Source organism: Corynebacterium mastitidis DSM 44356 (assembly GCF_000375365.1).
In the GTDB taxonomy this organism is placed as follows: Bacteria; Actinomycetota; Actinomycetes; order Mycobacteriales; family Mycobacteriaceae; genus Corynebacterium; species Corynebacterium mastitidis.
Genome location: NZ_AQXB01000003.1, coordinates 189,166 through 205,945, shown reverse-complemented (window position 1 = coordinate 205,945; position 16,780 = coordinate 189,166). Strand labels below are relative to the sequence as shown.

12 protein-coding genes and 1 pseudogene are annotated in these 16,780 nt (G+C 68.9%); 1 reads left to right on the top strand and 12 read right to left on the bottom strand.

Translation table 11 applies throughout. The features are described 5' to 3' along the window. Nucleotides 1-204 precede the first annotated feature (204 nt). The 9 genes and pseudogenes from cas2e to gluQRS all read right to left on the bottom strand — a co-directional run bounded on the left by cas2e (nt 205) and on the right by gluQRS (nt 10,417). Entirely contained in the window at nt 205-546 is a 342-nt protein-coding gene (gene cas2e, locus B140_RS0105035; protein ID WP_018118260.1) for a type I-E CRISPR-associated endoribonuclease Cas2e, read from the bottom strand. Beyond that, nucleotides 543-1,497, bottom strand: a pseudogene (gene cas1e / locus B140_RS12005) (type I-E CRISPR-associated endonuclease Cas1e). Before cas1e ends, cas2e begins: the two are co-directional and overlap by 4 nt. Then, nucleotides 1,494-2,123: a type I-E CRISPR-associated protein Cas6/Cse3/CasE gene (gene cas6e / locus B140_RS0105025; protein WP_018118259.1), complete on the bottom strand. Its 630-nt coding sequence runs from the start codon at nt 2,121-2,123 to the stop codon at nt 1,494-1,496. Before cas6e ends, cas1e begins: the two are co-directional and overlap by 4 nt. Beyond that, nucleotides 2,120-2,824 (bottom strand): type I-E CRISPR-associated protein Cas5/CasD, encoded by a 705-nt coding sequence (gene cas5e / locus B140_RS0105020; RefSeq protein WP_018118258.1) that lies wholly within the window; start codon nt 2,822-2,824, stop codon nt 2,120-2,122. The genes cas6e and cas5e overlap by 4 nt, the downstream gene beginning before the upstream one ends. Next, entirely contained in the window at nt 2,824-3,987 is a 1,164-nt protein-coding gene (gene cas7e / locus B140_RS0105015) for a type I-E CRISPR-associated protein Cas7/Cse4/CasC (protein ID WP_018118257.1), read from the bottom strand. The genes cas5e and cas7e overlap by 1 nt, the downstream gene beginning before the upstream one ends. A gap of 16 nt (nt 3,988-4,003) precedes the next feature. Continuing rightward, nucleotides 4,004-4,609 carry a type I-E CRISPR-associated protein Cse2/CasB gene (casB, locus tag B140_RS0105010; protein WP_018118256.1) on the bottom strand — a complete coding sequence of 202 codons (606 nt, stop codon included), beginning with the start codon at nt 4,607-4,609 and terminating at the stop codon, nt 4,004-4,006. After that, nucleotides 4,606-6,270 (bottom strand): type I-E CRISPR-associated protein Cse1/CasA, encoded by a 1,665-nt coding sequence (casA, locus tag B140_RS0105005; protein ID WP_018118255.1) that lies wholly within the window; start codon nt 6,268-6,270, stop codon nt 4,606-4,608. The genes casB and casA overlap by 4 nt, the downstream gene beginning before the upstream one ends. Before the next feature lie 2 nt (nt 6,271-6,272). Next, the gene (locus tag B140_RS12000; RefSeq protein ID WP_018118254.1) at nt 6,273-9,002 is read right to left on the bottom strand and encodes a CRISPR-associated helicase/endonuclease Cas3; all 2,730 of its coding nucleotides are present in this window, start codon (nt 9,000-9,002) and stop codon (nt 6,273-6,275) included. Nucleotides 9,003-9,472: 470 nt separating this feature from the next. Further along, nucleotides 9,473-10,417, bottom strand: coding sequence for a tRNA glutamyl-Q(34) synthetase GluQRS (gene gluQRS / locus B140_RS0104995; protein WP_018118253.1), 945 nt, complete (start codon nt 10,415-10,417; stop codon nt 9,473-9,475). A 222-nt stretch (nt 10,418-10,639) separates the two neighbouring features. Here gluQRS and B140_RS0104990 point away from each other — a divergent pair, with 222 nt between their 5' ends. Then, complete coding sequence (locus B140_RS0104990) at nt 10,640-11,317, top strand: queuosine precursor transporter (protein ID WP_051069244.1); 678 nt, start codon at nt 10,640-10,642, stop codon at nt 11,315-11,317. Here B140_RS0104990 and B140_RS11995 read toward each other — a convergent pair. Genes B140_RS11995 through B140_RS0104975 form a run of 3 tightly spaced genes read right to left on the bottom strand, consistent with a single transcriptional unit; the run spans nt 11,295 to nt 16,778 of the window. Next, entirely contained in the window at nt 11,295-13,061 is a 1,767-nt protein-coding gene (locus B140_RS11995) for an MFS transporter (protein ID WP_244874384.1), read from the bottom strand. The genes B140_RS0104990 and B140_RS11995 overlap by 23 nt on opposite strands. Nucleotides 13,062-13,093: 32 nt before the next feature. Next, on the bottom strand, nt 13,094-14,344 hold the full coding sequence (gene tgt, locus B140_RS0104980; protein WP_018118250.1) for a tRNA guanosine(34) transglycosylase Tgt: 1,251 nt from the start codon (nt 14,342-14,344) through the stop codon (nt 13,094-13,096). Further along, complete coding sequence (locus B140_RS0104975) at nt 14,337-16,778, bottom strand: MMPL family transporter (protein WP_026166008.1); 2,442 nt, start codon at nt 16,776-16,778, stop codon at nt 14,337-14,339. Before B140_RS0104975 ends, tgt begins: the two co-directional genes overlap by 8 nt. Between the last annotated feature and the right edge of the window lie 2 nt (nt 16,779-16,780).

The window sequence follows — 16,780 nt, the reverse complement described above, 5'->3', positions numbered from 1 at the left end:
ACCCCCGCATACGCGGGGAACACGGCGGCGGTGTATTCGGCTGGGGTGAGGAGTGCGGCTCACCCCCGCATACGCGGGGAACACACTTCCTGACCAGCAGAAACAAGAGCCGATTCCTTATTCTAGCTACAACTTCCCTTCACGCCCCTCCACTGCCCTGGCCGCACCAACGGTTCGCGCCAATCAACCGCCCCACCGCTGCCTTCACCTCCGTGCCCGGCGCATGTTCCTCGCCGTGCTCCACCCCGTCCTGCGCCTGGCCTCGGGCGGCTTGGCGTGGGGCCGCAGCATGAGTGTGAGCCCTTCGTAGTCGGTGGGCTGCCAGTCGTGGCGGTGCGTCCTAAACTCCATTCCCTGTTCGTTGTGGGCGCTGTACACCAGCAGGGCCCGCCCGTCCTTGACCAGCGTCACGGTGCGGTCCCATAGGCTCTCGCGTAGCCGCGCGGTGGGGTTCCCCACGAACACGCCTGGGGATATTTCCATGAGCCACCTGGTGAGGTCGCCGCGGAGACCCGCGGGGCAGGCGGTTACTACCAGGACCATCATGGGTATTCCCCCACGTCTTCTCCCCAGTTCATCCCGGCGGCGATCACCTCGAGCTCGCTCCAGAGCTTGAGTTCCACGTCGAGGAGGTCCTCGTCCTCGGCCACGCCCATGAGCGCGTAGAGGTCCTTGACCATGCGTTCCATCAGGCGCAGCCGCACCACGCTGTCGCGGATGCGGCGTCGCACGTCGGTGGTGAGTGGGGCGCTCTCGGTGCAGCCTTCCTGGATGGCGGCGGCCACGGCGTCAAAGGCGGCGGGGATGGTCACCTCGGCCTTGTACAGGTCCGCGATGTCGTACACGAAGGAACGGTCGGTTCCCGTGTGCACCACGCCCAGGGCGGGGATGAAGCCCAGGCCCACGATCACGGCGTGGGCGATGCCGTACAGGGCGGCGTTGGCGGCGGTGAGCGCCCGGTTGATGGGGTCGCCGGAGTCAAAGTCCGCGGGGTCGTAGTTGCGCCTGGTCCAGGCCACCCCGGTGCGCCGGGCGTGCTCGGCGTAGATTCTTTTCATCCGCGCGCCCGCGCAGCTGCGCCATGCTGAGGGCCTGGACGTCCTCGCCGGGGAAGCGCAGGCCGTACATGGCCCGCGCGCAGTGAAGTCGGGTGCGCTGGTTGGTTACCACGCGCGCCTGCCGCTGCGCCATGCGCGCGGTCTTGGCGGCCGGGCGGCCGTGCGCGTAGTACCGCACGCCCCGCTCGCCTACCCAGAGGATGGAGCAACCGGCGTCGCCAAGCAGGGCCATCGCCTTGTGCGTGACCTTGGTGCCGGGGCCCAGCAGGAGCGCCGCGAGCGCGGTGGCGGGCACGTGCGCCACGCCGCGCTTGTCGGTGATGGTCAGGGCGTTGTCGGCGCAGTGGAGGGTGGCCCGCTCGACGTAGAGGAAGCACAGGCGGTTTTCCATCCGCGCGAGCTCCTGGCGCTCCAGCGGCACCTCGCTGGGGGTGGTCATGGCCGCGCGAGGGTGAGCAGCCCGCAGCCGTAGGCCCGGGCGCGGCCGATGCCGTGGGTGAGCGTGGCGCGCAGCCTGTCCGCGTCCTCGACCTCCATGACCCCGCTGAAGCGCGCGGTGCGCAGGATCACGTGGTTGCTCCCCCGGCCGCGCCGGAAACGCAGGTTCTCCTGGCCGGTAGTGGCGGCGTCGAGAAGCCTAAACCCCGCCTCCGGGGCGCGCTTGACCAGCCACTCCACCTGCCCCTGCCCCACCAACGGGATGATCTTGCCGCGCTGACCCTGCGCCCGGGAGGACTTCACGGGGTTGGCCACCAGCTCGAAGCGCCACTGCTGCCCGCGCAGGAGCGAGCCGAGCAGGGGCGCGTAGTCCGCGCTCTGTGCGGGGCGGGTATCCCAGCCCGCCTGCTCCACGATGTTCGAGGCGTCCGGCTTCTCCGGGCCCACGATGTAGAGGGCGTGCTCATGCCCCCGGTGATCCACCCGCCACAGCACGCGGGCATCCTCCTGGGAGATGTCCGGGGGGAAGGCGGAGCGCACGGCGGCGTGCATGGCCTGGGGATTGAGCAGGAGGGTGCGCGCGCCGCGCCGCTGCGGGTTGAGCAGCACCTTGGTGAAGGTGGTCACGCGGAGATCACCGCCTCCCAGTAGGAATCCGTGTCCCGGCCCTTCGGGTTCTCCACCGGGACGCCGGGCTCCTCCACCACGGTGCGCCACCCGTAGCGGCGGTGCTCCTGGGAAAAGGACAGCGGCACGTCCTGACGCTGCACTCCGGGCTCGGTGGGCAGGCCGTCGCGGTAGATGGGCAGCAGCACCTCCTTGGCACGCTCCTTACGGTGGCGCTCGTCGGCCTGCCACTCCAGGGCGCGCAGCGCCTCCACCGCGCCCACGTCTTCGATCCCGATCACCAGGTCCGGCGGGGCGGGGCAGGACCGACGCCCCAGGAACAGCGGGAAGCGCGGGCGGCGCAGCGCGGCCTCCAGACCCTCCAGCACCTCCCGGCGGGGGCTCTCGACGGCCGCGACGAAGAGCGCGTCGCTGAGGTAGTAGCGGGTGACCAGGCTGGCGTCCGCATTGGGGTTCTTCTGCCAGGGCTGGGCCGTCTGGTAATCGCGCAGCAGGTTGCCCGGCTGGTCCACGCGCACCGCGAAGGTGAGGCGGGCGAGATCCTCGACGGGGTCGGTGCGCCTGCGCCCCTGGGCGGCGGCCAGCAGCCCGATCACCCCGGACTTGGTGGGCACCTGTCCGGTGGCTCGGATCTTGTAGCGGCTGCGGTCGCCCCAGGACTGCATGGGGCCCTTCAGCTTGAGCAGCAAGGTGGAGGGCATCACGCCCCCTCGGCGGTCAGCGCCGCGCGCAGGGCGTCGCCAAGCTCCGGCAGGGTCACCCGTCGCGCGATGCCCTCGAACTTCCCCGGCAGATCGCCCAGGCCCGTCACGTAGGCGGCCAGGGGCTTGAAGCCATAAGCGCTCTCGATCTGCTCGGCCTCCTTGGCCAGGCGGGCCGCACCCTCCGCGCGGCGGCCCTCGGTGCCCTCCAGCACCGGCTGCTCGAAGGCGTTGACCAGGGACACCGAACGGGTATCGCGCACCACCACGTACACCAACTCCGGCAGGGTATTGTGCGCAAAGGTGTTCTGCTTGCCGGTGGGCAGGGACTCCACGAAGCTCTTGAGGAACTGCACGGAACCGGTCACGGCGGCCTCCCGATCCCCCAGGTTCTCGGCCAGGGAATCCAGGTCGATGGTGGCAAAGCGGTACAGGGTGGAGGACATCATCTGCACCGTGCCCATCATGCCCGCCCCGGTCTCCTGCTCGTCCTCCGCGAGGTCATCCACGGCGGTGAAGAAGTCAAACTCCGGCTCCGAGGGGTGAATGCCCAGCGCGTGCGCCACCTGCACGGCGGCGTCCACGTTGTAGTGGGGGTCGTCGGCCACCATGCGGCCGAACATGGCGATGTCCACGCTGTGCTCCTGGTTGAACAGCGCCTGGGCGTTCTTCTTGGCGATCTTGGTGCCCCCGGCCTCCGCCGCGATGATCGCCTCCGTGAGGCTCTCCACCTGGCGCGGGCTGACAAAGAGCAGGTAGCCCGTCTCCGCCAGGCGCTTGCGGGTCTCCTCGTCCGCGCCCGCCGGGTCGGCCTTGGGCTCGGTCTTGGGGTCGATCTTGGGCTCGGTGAGCTTGATCTTCAGGGTCTTGAACACGGCCTCCACGGCGGCGGTGGCGCGCTCCTCCGGCCACTCCTGCTCACCCGCGCGGTCCTGGATGGCCTCCACGATCTTGGACACCACCCGCTTGGTGCGGTACCCCACCCGGGAGGCGTCCCAGTTCTCCTCGAAGTCCTTGCGGATGGCGCGCTTCCACGCCTGGGAGGACACCCGCTGGCGCGGCACCCCGCCGAAGATCGCGGACTTGGGCGCGCCGGTGTCATCCCGGTTGATGAGGCTGGGCGGGAGGGTGTGCAGGGCGTGAATGTCGATGGTGATGGGCATGGGGTTGATTCCTTTCTTACTGGTTTTCGGGGGTTTCTTCGCTGTCGGTGGGGATCCACGCAAAGTCGCGCCCCCAGCGCATGAGCGTTTTCTTGCGCCGCGCCGGGTTCTCCAACGAGCGCAGGTCGAAGGCCAAGCGTCCGTAGTCGAAGCCGATCCGCGCGCCCCGCAGCATGGTGATGAGAGAGCGCATGTGGTGCAGGCGCGAGTACTCGTTGCGCGAGAGCACCATGGCGTCGAAGCGGGGCTTGAAGGAACCCGAGGCGTTACCCCGATACATCTGACCGCAGGCGGCGGCAAAGGACTTCTCCGGGACGTGCATCGGCTCCCTCGCGCTCTGCATGTGCAGGGAGAAGAAGGTAATCGCGTGGTAGGCGGCGCGCTCCGAGGCGGTGGCGGCGTCCCCCCTGCCCACGAGGTCGGCGTCGAGGGCGGGGTGCAACGCCATGAGCACCCGGGACAGACCCAGGGGATCGCTCTCCGGCGGGCGCCCCACGTTGCGGCGCAGCTGCGCCAGCGTAGCCCGGGCGCGGGCCTCCTCCCGATCCCCTCTTCCGCTCAGCACATTTTTCTGAAGCCACGCTGCCGTCTCCCCCACGGCCACGCTCAGGTTATCCGTCATCGCTTCTCCTCCTTTACCCGCTTGGTAGCGGGGAGTACCTCATCGAGTCGCTTCGTCAACGCCCGCCACGCGGTATGGGCGGACTTGACGTACGGCGTGTCCCCCTCGGTGGTCACCACGCTCGTCCTCCCCACGAGCACCTGTGGGGACGCGCCCTGAACGAGCACCCGGGCATCCGCGAGCACCCGCTGGCGCACGTAGCGCTGCCAGCGCTGGGCTCGCTCCTCTATGTCCGCCCCGGCGAGATCGCGCAGCCATGGCCGGAAGGGAATCTCCAACCGGGCCAGCAGGGTATCCGTGGGCGGCGCCTGAAACTCGTACTCCCCGCCGGCGGCCACCAGGAGCTGCCCGGCGAAGGAGCCCAGGGCCACGGCCGCGTCCAGGGTGGCCTTGGCGTTATCCAGTACCAGGCGGCGCTGCGTGCTGGCGTCCTCCCGCAGCAGCGCCACGGGGATCTCTATTCCGCTCGCCACCACCTCCGCCACCGAGGAGGCCTGGGGTCCGTACTCCACGGAGACCATCTGGATATTCGCCCAATCCGGGGCAATGCCCATGTTCTCGTTGAGGTCCGCCAGCTGGGTCAACGTCTCGGGGCGCCGGGGTGCCTTGTTCTTGTCCGTGAATCCGGGGTCGCTTTCCAGGGCTATCAGCGGCTCCAGGGAACGCCACATGGTGCGGTTCGAGTCAAAGGGGCGCGGGTAATACACGTCGAGGTCCCGCTTGGACTTGTTGGCACTATAGCGGTACGGGGTCATGGGATCGCTCTCAATGTTGGCCCCCGCGTCCGGGATCCGATCCCCGTTGCTCACCAGCACCCCGGTGACCCTCTCCCCGTCGTGAAAGAGCCGCACCCGGCGCGACTGCCACGTGGCAAGGTCCGCGGGGCCCTTGGGATACACGGCCTCCGCCGTGGGTTCGCGCTGCGCGGCCCCGTCGGGCTCGCGCTCCCACGCCGCCTCGTCCACGCGGCTCGCCTCGTCGATCAGGCAGCCCTGGGTGGTGTTGAGCACCAGCGTCTCCCGCAGCGTGCTCCCGACGAGGACGGTGCCGCCCGTCATGCCCGTCCATCCCGTGCCGATGGGGTACCCCTTGCCCCCCTTCACCCGGGGATCACCCACCGCGCCGGACTTGATCCCGGAGTAATCGTAGGCCTGGGTGTACAGGAGCCAGCGGGCGGCCTCCGCGAAGCTCAGGGTTTCCCGGGCCCGCCCCGCCCGCATGGTGAAGTACTGCGCCTCCGCCTCCGGCACGATGCGGCGCACCTCCGAGCGCGTTCCCTTCTCCGTGTGGAGGTCAGCCACCTGCATGAAGGGGTGCACCGGATGGAGCAGATCGAAGCGATCCCGGTAGCGCTCCAGGTAATCCAGCACGGCGGTGTCGGCTCGGTTCTCCCGCGCCCGGTCCCACTCGGCCTCGAACCATTCGTCGTGTACGTAGATCTCGCCCCGCGTCACCTCGTCGTCACCCCGGTGCGCCCGCCAGTACGCCGCCAACAACAGGCGCAACACCGCGTAGTCCTGCGCCGGGGAATCCCCACGCAGCCCCGCCACGGCGCGCTCGCCGTCGAAGATCTGCCTCATGCTCAGCAGAGCCTCGGAGCCATCGTGAAGCGTGCACGCGATCCAGGGCTCGTCGAGCAGCGAGAACGTCCGCCTCGTCATACTCATGCCTCCTCGTTTCTTACCTGTTCCAAACCCAACTCCTCCGAATAGCGCAGCCGCGTTCCCGCCAGATCGACCTCCCGGTTCTCGTCAAGCACCAGGGCCACCTGCCCCTTGAGGAGGTGGCTTTTCCGCCAGCCCACGGGGGTTTCCCGTTCGAGCTGGTCGATCACCCGCTCAAAGTCCCTTTCGTACCTGGTTAATCTCGCGGGCAGGCGCAGGGTGTTACGCGCGAGCCGCAGACCCAGGGGGCCTTCGGGGGTAGCGCCCTCCGCGATCTCCGCTCCCTCGTACCCCAGCGGCCGGTACCCGTACTCGGTGCCCATGATGGGGATGACCTCGATGGAAGGGTCGGCGTCGCGCACCTGCGCCACGCCCGCCTCCTCCCCCTTGCGCGCCTCTCCCCTGTGATAACGCCGGAAAAGGGAGTGGAACCTCGCCGCGGCGTGAACGCCCGGCACCTGGTATAACCCGGCGCGATGCTCGGATCGCTTCCGCGCCTCGGCGCTCTGAGCCCGCGCGGCGTCCCACGCCTCCCGCCACGCTTTCGGTGCCTCCGCCTCGGGGTCGTAGGTGGCGTAAACGAGCGGGGCGATGTCGTCGGGGCGGCGCAAGCCCTCGCTCAACACGCCACGTTCCAGCACCGCCATCGTGGCCAGCAGCAGGGCGGGATCGTAGATCGCCTCCGTCCCCCTCTCGAAGCGCGGCACCGGCTCCCGCTCCACCACTCCTCGGATAAACACCTGGGGTTGGCGCCATCGGCGCGGGCGATCCTCCTCGGGGCGGGCGTGACGGTGCAGGCGGCCCACGCGCTGAATGAGCAGGTCCATGGGCGCGATGTCCGTGATGAGGACGTCCGCGTCGATGTCCAGGCTCTGTTCCACCACCTGCGTGGCCACCACGATGCGCCGCTCGGGCCTCCCCTCCCCGCGGCGTGCCCTCGGGCCCAGTGCCGCGCGCAGAGCGTCCTCCTTCTTCGCCCGATCCGAGGCCATGAAGGCCGCGTGGTGCAGCTCCACCTCGCCGGGGTAGCGCTCATTGAGCGCCGCGTACGTCTCCTGCGCGCGGCGAATGGTATTGCACACCACGAGCGCGCACCCGCCGTCAGCCAGCAGGGGGATGAGGTCCTCGTCTGCGAGCAGCGCCACCTGCGCATGAATCTCCGTGGGCCGGGCCGCCACCGGGTATTCCCGCACGCCCTGATTATCGACGACCGTGAGCAGCGGGTATTCCCCTTCCCTACGCAACTCGCTCGTTCCCCCGTAGGCGCGAACCAGCGCCGCCTTTTGCTGCACCGGCAGGGTGGCGCTCATGAGGATCACCGAGGCCCCGTAGTACCGCAGCCATTCCAGCGCCTTGCCCAGGTAAGAGCTCATGTATGCGTCATAGGCATGGACCTCATCGACGACGATGATCTTGCCCGCCAGGCCCACGTGGCGCAGCATGGAGTATTTGGCCTGAAGCGCCAGCATGAGCACCTGATCCACCGTGCACACCACGAAGTTCGAGAGCACCCCGCGCCTGTTTCCCCTGAGCCACTGGGTGGCCACCACCGCACCGTGCTCGCCTCCGAAGTCCTCCCCGATGTTGCGATAGGCCTCCGACAGACCGCTCTTGGAATGCCCCAGGTACATCGAGGTCACCTCCGTGGGCGACGCCCCCTGCGCCCACTCCAGCACGCGCTCGAAGAGCCCGTTGGCGGTCGCCATCGTGGGGGCCGCGAACACCACCCCCTGCGCGCCGGTGCGCGCGGCGAGGATCTGGGCCGCGGCGAGCGCCGTCTCCGTCTTGCCCTCGCCCGTGGGGGCCTCCACGATGAAAAGGCCCGGTCCCTCCGCCTCGTCCAGCACCCTCATCATCTCCCGCTGGACGGGGCGCGCCTCATACCCCTCGGGCCAGCCAAAGGAGGCTCGATAGTAGGCGTCAACGAGATCATCCGTGGTGAGCGCACCCGGGGATCGCGGCCGCCACGGGGCGGTGAGGGCCACGGCGTCCATCCCACGCCGGGTGCGTTCCTCCTGGCTGCCGGAGACCACCATCGGGAAGGCCTGCGAGTTCGAGGCGATCCAATCCGCCATGACCACCAGACCCGTGAGAACCTGCTGGATAGGGGCATGGAGGCGGTGCACCCTGAGCAGCGCCTCCCGTGTGATCCCCGTGGCCTCCACGATCCGGCGGATCAGCTCGCCGTGCGCCGCCCTCCAGGGCTCCGCGTGCCGCGCCACCAGAGCCTTAGCCTCCCCGAGGAGACGAGGGTCCGTGGCTACCCCGTGATGCGCCCCCGGGATCTGCGCGATCGAGGACGCCCTTTTCCTCTCAACTCCCCGCTCCTCCAGCCACGCCCCCAGGATGACCTCAGAGGCCAGCTCGTGCCGCAGCTTCTTTTCCTTCAGGCTTTGCGCGAGGGAAAAGCCCGCGGCGCGGACCCCCTCGACGATGTGGGCGTGCTCAGCGCTCGGCTCGATCAGGCACTGGAATTGCGTGGTTGCCTTGCCTACATCGTGAACACCCGCCAGCCACGCCACCAGGGCGCGGGCCTCCCGCTCGCTCAACCCGGTTTTCTCCGCGATGAGGGCCCGCACTGGATCGGCCAGCCAGACATCCCAGACCTGCCCGGCCACGCAGGCCGCGTCCAGCATGTGCTGGGGAAGGGAAAGCCAGCCGGTCTCGTCACCGGACTTGGCCCAGAGGGCCTCGACCTGGGGCAACGGCGCAACGCCATCGCAAGACATATCTATCTTGCTCCTCCTAACACACTGCACCAGTTCAACCTCCTTCCAACATGATACGATACCCCATCGCAGTATTTACCTAATTTCTCTAAAATACCGGAGGCGCCTGAGCAATCTGTACCACCAGAACCAAGAGTGCAAGGAGGCATACTTTCGCGATTCTTGCCATGTAAGATTTTTCCTTCCATAAAAACTACCCACCGAGGCTCCTCTCCAGATATGCCATAGAGCCCCCTACTGTCCCCACCAGCATACACGTTATCGCTCTACACAGAAATACCTAGTTCAATATTTTACCTTGCCTGCCGATGGCAGGCGGTCACCATCTCAACTTTCAGGCGAAACTAGATCATGCTAGACATAGATGAGTCTGGGGCTCCCTGCGGCTAGCTGGGATGAGCCATAGGTCATTTCACGTTTGACTGCTCCCCGCACACGCGGGGTCTATCGGCTCCCCGGGCATCCCTTCTTTACTTCCACACCCACCCCTCCCTCGGCACCGCCCCCGGATCGAACTCCTCCAGCAGCCCCGCCAGGGAGTCGCAGCCCTCCACCCCCACCGAGGCCGCGAGGCGCGAGACCACCTGGGCCACGGGGGCGTCGGCAAGCATCTGACGCAGGGTGACGGCGCCGTCGCGCTTGGCCAGCCGCCTGCCCTCGGGCCCGAGCACGAGCGGCACGTGTATGTAGCCGGGGGCGGGCAACCCGAGCAGGTGCGCGAGGTAGGCCTGGCGGGGCGCGGAGGAGGCGAGGTCGTCGCCGCGGACCACCTGGTCGATGCCCGCGGCGGCGTCGTCCACCACCACCGCGAGGTTGTAGGCCCAGTCGGGCTGCTGGCCGCCGCGGCGCAGGATGAAGTCGTCCACCTCCCCCGAGTAGTCGCCCAGGAAGCCGTCGCGCACCCGCCACCGCCGCGCCTCCGCGCGCAGCCGCAGCGCGGGGACCCGGCCCTGCGCCATGAGTTCCATGCGCCGCCGCTCGCGCTCGCCGTCGGGCAGGTCGCGGCAGGTGCCGGGGTAGCGCCCGGGGATCGCGTGCGGGGCGCGGGCGGCCTCCTGGATGTCCCTGCGCGAGCAGTAGCACTCGAACACGTGCCCGCGTTCCGTGAGCGCGCGCAGCGCCGCCTCGTAGGCGCTGGTGTTGTCGGACTGGTAGGTGGGCTCCCCGTCGAAGTCCAGGCCCAGGGCCTTAAGGTCCTCGATCTGGCGCCGCGCGCTTTCCACCGAGGAACGCTGCGTGTCGATGTCCTCCACCCGCAGGTAAAAGCGCCGCCCCGTGCGCCGGGCAAAGAGCCACGCCAGCACGGCGGTGCGCAGGTTGCCAAAGTGCAGGTCCCCGCTTGGCGACGGCGCGTACCGCCCCGCCCCCCGCTCATTGTGCTCCAGGGGGCTCGGCTGCGTGATGGTGGCGTCCATGCTCGCCAGGATACGTCGCGCCCCCGGTGGCGGCCCTATCGGCAGGACCTGCTCGCGCCTCGCGGCGCGCCACCGACGCACGGGGTGCCAGTGGCGGGAGGCGGGGCGTCGAGAGCCCCGAGGCGGCACCCCTACGGCCACCGCACACCCCGACACCCGCCGCGCCCCAAGGGGTGCCGCCTCCCCCGGCGCGCCCGCCCTTCCCCCGGCGCTGGCACCCCTATGGCAGCATGGGACACCGTGACAGACTCCACAGAACCCAGATTCATTCCCATCCAGCGGTCGTTCTACCCGGTGATCGTGACGCTCTTCGTCGCGGTGTTTCTCATCTCCAACATCACCGCCACCAAGGGCGTGGCCCTGGGGCCGCTGATCACGGACGGCGCGTTCTTCCTCTTTCCCCTGGCCTACGTGCTCGGGGACGTCCTGGCGGAGTGCTATGGCTTCGCGGCCGCGCGGCGCGCGATCCTCACGGGGTTCGGCGTCACGCTGCTGGCGGTGGCGTCCTTTTACCTGGCCATCGCCCTGCCCGCGGCGGACTTCTACCCACACCAAGAGGAGTTCTCCCTCGTACTTGGCCTGGTGCCGCAGATCGTCCTGGCCTCCCTGGCCGGGTACCTGGTGGGCCAGCTCCTCAATTCCTACGTGCTGGTGGCCCTGAAGCGCCGCACCGGGGAGGGGCGCCTGTGGGCCCGCCTGCTGGGCTCCACCGTGGTCGGGGAGTTTGGCGATACGCTGCTGTTCTGCCTGATCGCCGCGCCCGTCATCGGGATCGCCACCTGGGGCGACGGCCTGAATTACCTCCTGGTGGGCTTCGCCTGGAAGACCGCCCTGGAGGTGATCCTGCTGCCGGTCACCTACGCGGCGATCGGCTGGATCAAGCGCCACGAGAACTATTAAGGCGCTGGCGGGCGCGGGCGGCAAGCTCGGCGCGGCCCACCGGGCGCGCCACGGCGGGGACGGGGGCCACCGCCGCCACCTCCAGCTCGGCCCCCGGGGCTGTATCGGTCAGGACGGAACCTGCGCCCTGCGGGCCGACGCTGCCAACGCCCCCCGGGCCTCCGGTTCCGGCCGACGCCTCCTCGGGCTCGGCCGCCCGGATGTCCTTCTCCCGGATGAACGCCACGCAGGCCGCGGCGCCGACCACGGCGAACACGGCGGCCATCACGAAGATCCCGTGCAGGCCCTCCACGAATACCTCGCGGGCGAGCGCCCCGAGCTGGGGGGCGAACTGGTCCACGAGGTCGAAGCGCCCGCCCTCGGTGGCCTCAACGATCTGCGCGGGCACGCCCTCCATGCCGTCCTCCACGTGGTCGGCAAGGTAGGCGCCGTAGAGGGCCACGCCGAAGCTGGTGCCCAGAGGCAGGGAGGTGTTGGCGATGCCGGAGGCGGTGCCCGTCTTTTCCCGGGGCACCACGGAGACCGCGAGGTCCATGAGGTGCGGCAGCATGATGCCGGTGCCGATGCCGATGACCACGTAGGAGGGCACCAGCGCGGGCCAGCTGGAGTCCGGCTGCACCATGAGGCCCAGCAGCAGGCCGCCCGCCACGATGAGCATGCCCAGGGCCTGCACGAAGCTCAGGCGCATCACTTTGCCCAGCGCCAGGCCCACGGCGGAGAACACCACGATGGGCCCGGCCAGGGTGGTGGACACGTAGCCGACCTCCAGGGCGGAGAGCCCCACGTGCCCGGAGAGCCACAGCACGATGAACGGCATCATGCCAAAGCTAAAGAGGCGGGCCGCGAACGCGGAGAACGCCACCGTGGAAAAGGAGGGGATGCGGAATAGGCGGATGTCGATCATGGCGTTATCGCCCTTGGACGTCTGGATCCAGGCCAGGATCACGCCCAGTTGCAGGGCGGCGGCAAAGCTCAGGACCACCAGCCAGTCCGTCCAGCCGCGCTCCGGGCCGGAGATGATGCCGTAGTTGAGGCTAAAGAGCATGCCCGCCGCGATGATCGTCGAGGGGACGTCGATGGGCGGCATCTCCGTGTTTCCGGCCTCGCGCGCCCGCTTGTGCAGGTCCGGGATGAACAGCAGCGTGGACACCAGCACGAACAGCCCGATGGGGACGTTGATGGCGAAGATCCACTCCCACCGCCCGTTTTCCACGAGCGCGCCGCCCACCAGCGGCCCCACGGCCGACGCCGCCGCCGAGAGCCCCATGAGCACCGCGATGGCCTTGGTGCGCTGCTCCTTCTCCGCGGGCGCGAAGGCGTCCGAGAGCAGCGGCACCGAGGTGCCGAACACCAGCGCCCCGCCCGCGCCCTGCACGGCGCGCGCCGCGATGAGCATGGTCTCCGTGTCCGCGTACATGCAGCCTATCGACGCCCCGAGGAAGAGCACGTGCCCGATGAGGAAGATCGAGCGGCGCCCGATCAGGTCCGAGATGCTGCCCACGCTGAGCATGAGGGAGGCGAACGCCAGGGAGTAGGCGTTAATGACCCACTGCCCGCCGGAGAGGCTGAGCTGAAGGTCCTCCGAGATGGCCGGGAGGGCGACGAGCACGATGGTGATGTCCAGCGTCATCATCACCGCGGAGATCGTGGACACCGCCGTGGACCACTTCTTGGGCGCCCCTGCCGGGGCGCCGGGGCGGCGGTGCTTACCGCGCTGGACTGTACTCGTCTGCTGCTTAGCCACCTGCGCATTTTCTCACACGGCGCGGGCGCGTGCTAATGCTGGCCGTAATAGCGCCCCAGGAACTCGTCGCGGAAGGCCTCGTACTCCCCCGCCGCCATCGCCGCGCGGATATTATCCACCAGCCCCACCATGAAGGCCAGGTTGTGCATGGTGCACAGGGTACCCGCGAGGAACTCCTTGGCCTTAAGCAAATGGTGAATATAGGCGCGCGAATAATTCTGCGAAACGTAACCCCCGAACTCTTCGTCAATGCCCCGGAAATCCCGTTTAAAGCGCGCATTGGTGAGGTTGAGGCGGCCGTCGAGGGTGTACACCCCGCCCCGGCGGCCCAGCCGGGTGGGGGCCACGCAGTCGAAGGTGTCCGCGCCCGCCTCGATGGCGGTGAACAGGTCGTCCGGCTCCGAGATGCCCAGCAGGTGGCGCGGCTTGTGCTCGGGCAGCTCGTCGCACACCCAACCCACGATGGTGCCCAGGTTCCCCTTCTCCAGGGCGCCGCCGATGCCGAACCCGCCGAAGCCGCGACGGCCCCGGGCCTCGGCGGCGTCGGACAGCGCCACCAGGTCCCGGGCGGCGCGGCGGCGTAGGTCCTCGTACTGGGCGCCCTGGACCACGCCCCACAGCGACTGCGGGGGGCGGTGGGAACGCTGGCGGGTCAGGCGGTCGTGCTCGTCGAGGCAGCGCTGCGCCCAGCGCGTGGTGCGCACCAGGGACTCCTCCTGGTACTCCCGCGTGTCCACGAGCGTGGTCAGCTCGTCGAAGGCGAACATGATGTCCGCGCCCAGGTGGTGCTGGATGCGCATGGAGACCTCGGGGGTGAAGCGGTGCGCGGAGCCGTCGATGACGGACTTGAAGTCCACGCCGTCCTCGTCCACCTTGGCCAGGCGCTCCTTCTTGGCCGCGCGCACGTCCTGCGGGGTCAGGTCCGCCACGTCCATGGCCAGCACCTTCTTGAAGCCCACGCCCAGGCTCATCACCTGGAACCCGCCGGAGTCCGTGTACGTGGGGCCGCGCCAGTTCTCGAAGGCCGCCACGCCCCCGGCCTCGTCAACGATCTCCGGGCCCGGCTGCAGGTACAGGTGATAGGCGTTGGAGAGGATCGCCTGCGCGCCCGTCTCCCGGATCTGCTCGGGTGTGAGCGTCTTGACCGTGGCCTTGGTGGCCACCGGGATGAAAGCCGGGGTGGCGATGTCCCCGTGCGGGGTGTGGATCACGCCGGTGCGCCCGTGCCTGCCCGGCTCCGAGTCGGGGAGGCGGGTGCCGATGTCAAAGGAAAGATCAGTCATGCTCACCTATTATCTTCTTTTCCAGGGCGGAGCCCTCCACGTCGAGGGAGGGCAGGACCTTATCCAGCCACCCCGGCATCCACCAGGTGGCGCGGCCTAGCACGAACATGGTGGCCGGGACGAGCGCCATGCGGACGAAGAAGGCGTCGAACAGCACCCCCATGCCCAGCGCGAAGCCGAAGATCTGGATGAAGGGAAGCGGCTGGTCGATGAAGGCCACGAACACCGCGATCATGATCAGCGCCGCCGCCGTGACCACGCGCGCACCCCGCACGAAGCCCTCCACCACGGACTCCTCCACGGCCGTGTACTCCGAGCCCGAGCGCCCGCCCGAGTGCGTGTAGTGCTCGCGCATGCGGGTGACCAGAAAGACCTGATAGTCCATGGCCAGGCCGAAGGTCACGCCGATGAGGAAGATCGGCATGAAGGAGATCAGCGGGGCCGGGGTGCCCACCAGGCCCCACAGGCCCTCCTGCCAGAACAGCACCGTCACGCCGAAGGCCGCGCCCACCGAGAGCAGGAAGCCCAGCCCCGCCACTACGGGCACCATGATGGAGCGGAACACCAACAGCAGCAGCACGATCGCCAGGCCCACCACGATGCCCAGGTACAGCGGCATCGCCTCCGCGAGCGTCTCCGTGATGTCCATCTGCACCGCCGTCAGGCCCGTCAGGCCCACGGTGGTGCCGGTGGCGTCCGCGATCTGGTGCGCCCGCTCGCGCAGCGCGTGCGAGAGCGCCACCGTCCGCTGATCGTCCGGGCCCGTGAACGGGGTGACCATGATCTGCGCCGCCGTGGAGTCCTCGTTGGCGCCCACGAGCTGCGCGTTCTTCACCCCGGCCATGCCGTCGATGGTGTCCACCGCATAGATAAAGGAACTCAAGGCCGCCGCGCGCTGCGGGTCCTTGGCGGCCGCCTCGCCCTGGGCCTCCATGAAGGTGCGCAGCGCGGGGGCCTGCGCGTTCACCTCGTGCGCGTCCACCACCAGCAGGAACGGGGCGTTCACGCCCCCTCCGAAGCCCTCCTCCATGAGGTCCGCGGACTTGCGCTGCGTGGTCTCCAGGTTGGAGGTGGAATCCGAGGGAAGCGCCATCTCCAGATGGCTCACGGGATACGTCAGCGCGCCCAGGCCCAGGACCACCACCGCGATCACCAGCCCCGGCACCCGGTGCACGAGGCGCACCCAGCGCCGCCCCATCGTGGCGGCCCCGGCGCGGCGAGACCGCCTGAGATGATGGCGGCTGCCCTTGCTGGTTTTGCGGTTTTTGTTGCCCCGGCCTCCCCGGCGCGGGTTGCCCGCGATCCCCGGGATGGCGCCTGCGAAGGCCCTCTCCCCCGCGATACCCAGCAGCGCGGGCACCAGCGTGAGCGCCACCAAAAGCGCCACGAACACCGTGAACGCGGCCAGCAGGCCCATCGCCGTGAGGAAGCCGATGTTGGCCACCGCCAGGGCCGCCAGCGCCACGATCACGGTCACCGCCGCGAACACCACCGCCGTGCCCGCCGTGCCCACCGCCATCCCGGCGGCCCGCTCCGGGTCGAGCCGGTCGCGCTCCGCCCGGTACCGCGCCAGGATAAACAGGGCGTAATCGATGCCCACCGCCAGGCCGATCATCACCGCCAGCGTGGGGGTGATGTTATTGAGCTCCACGAAGCGCGTGGTGATAAGGATCCCCAGCACGCCGATGCCCACCCCGATCACCGCCGTGATCAGCGGCCAGCCCGCGGCCAGCAGCGAACCAAAGGTAAACACCAGCACCACGAAGGCCACCACCAGGCCAATGACCTCGCTGGACGCCTTGATGGCGATGGGGTCGCCAAAGCCCGCCCCGCCGGCCTCCACCGTCAGGCCCTGGGCGCGGCCCTGCTCCATCGCGGCGGTCACGGCGTCGCGCTGCTCCTGCGTGACGTCCATGGACGTCTCCACGTCCAGCGCGAAGGTGGTGTACCCGATGGTGCCGTCCTCCGAGAGCAGGCGCAGGTTCCGGGCGTCCTCCACCGCCGTCTCCTCCGGCAGACCGGAGGCCACGGAGGTCTCTACCACCTGCTTCTCCAGCTCATCGGACTTGGTCACCGGGTTGCCAAAGCGCTGGGTATCCGTGATGAGGTCCCCCAGGCTGGAGCGCAGGGAGCCGATCACGGAATCGATGGCCTGGGAATTATGGGGGTCGCTGAGCTTCTGCCCCTCCGGGGCCTGGAACACCACGTTCACCGAGGCCGCCGTCACCGGGTTGCCCTGATCCGGGAAGTTCCGCACCAGCATCTTCGTGGCCTCGATGGAGGGGGAATTGTTGATGGAGAACTGGTTGGTGAACGGGCGCATGAAGGACAACGCCGCACCCGCCATGGCCACCAACACCAGCAGCCAGGTGCACAGCACCCACCACTTCTTGCGGAACGACCAACGCCCCAGCGAATACAACAGCTCAGCCACGA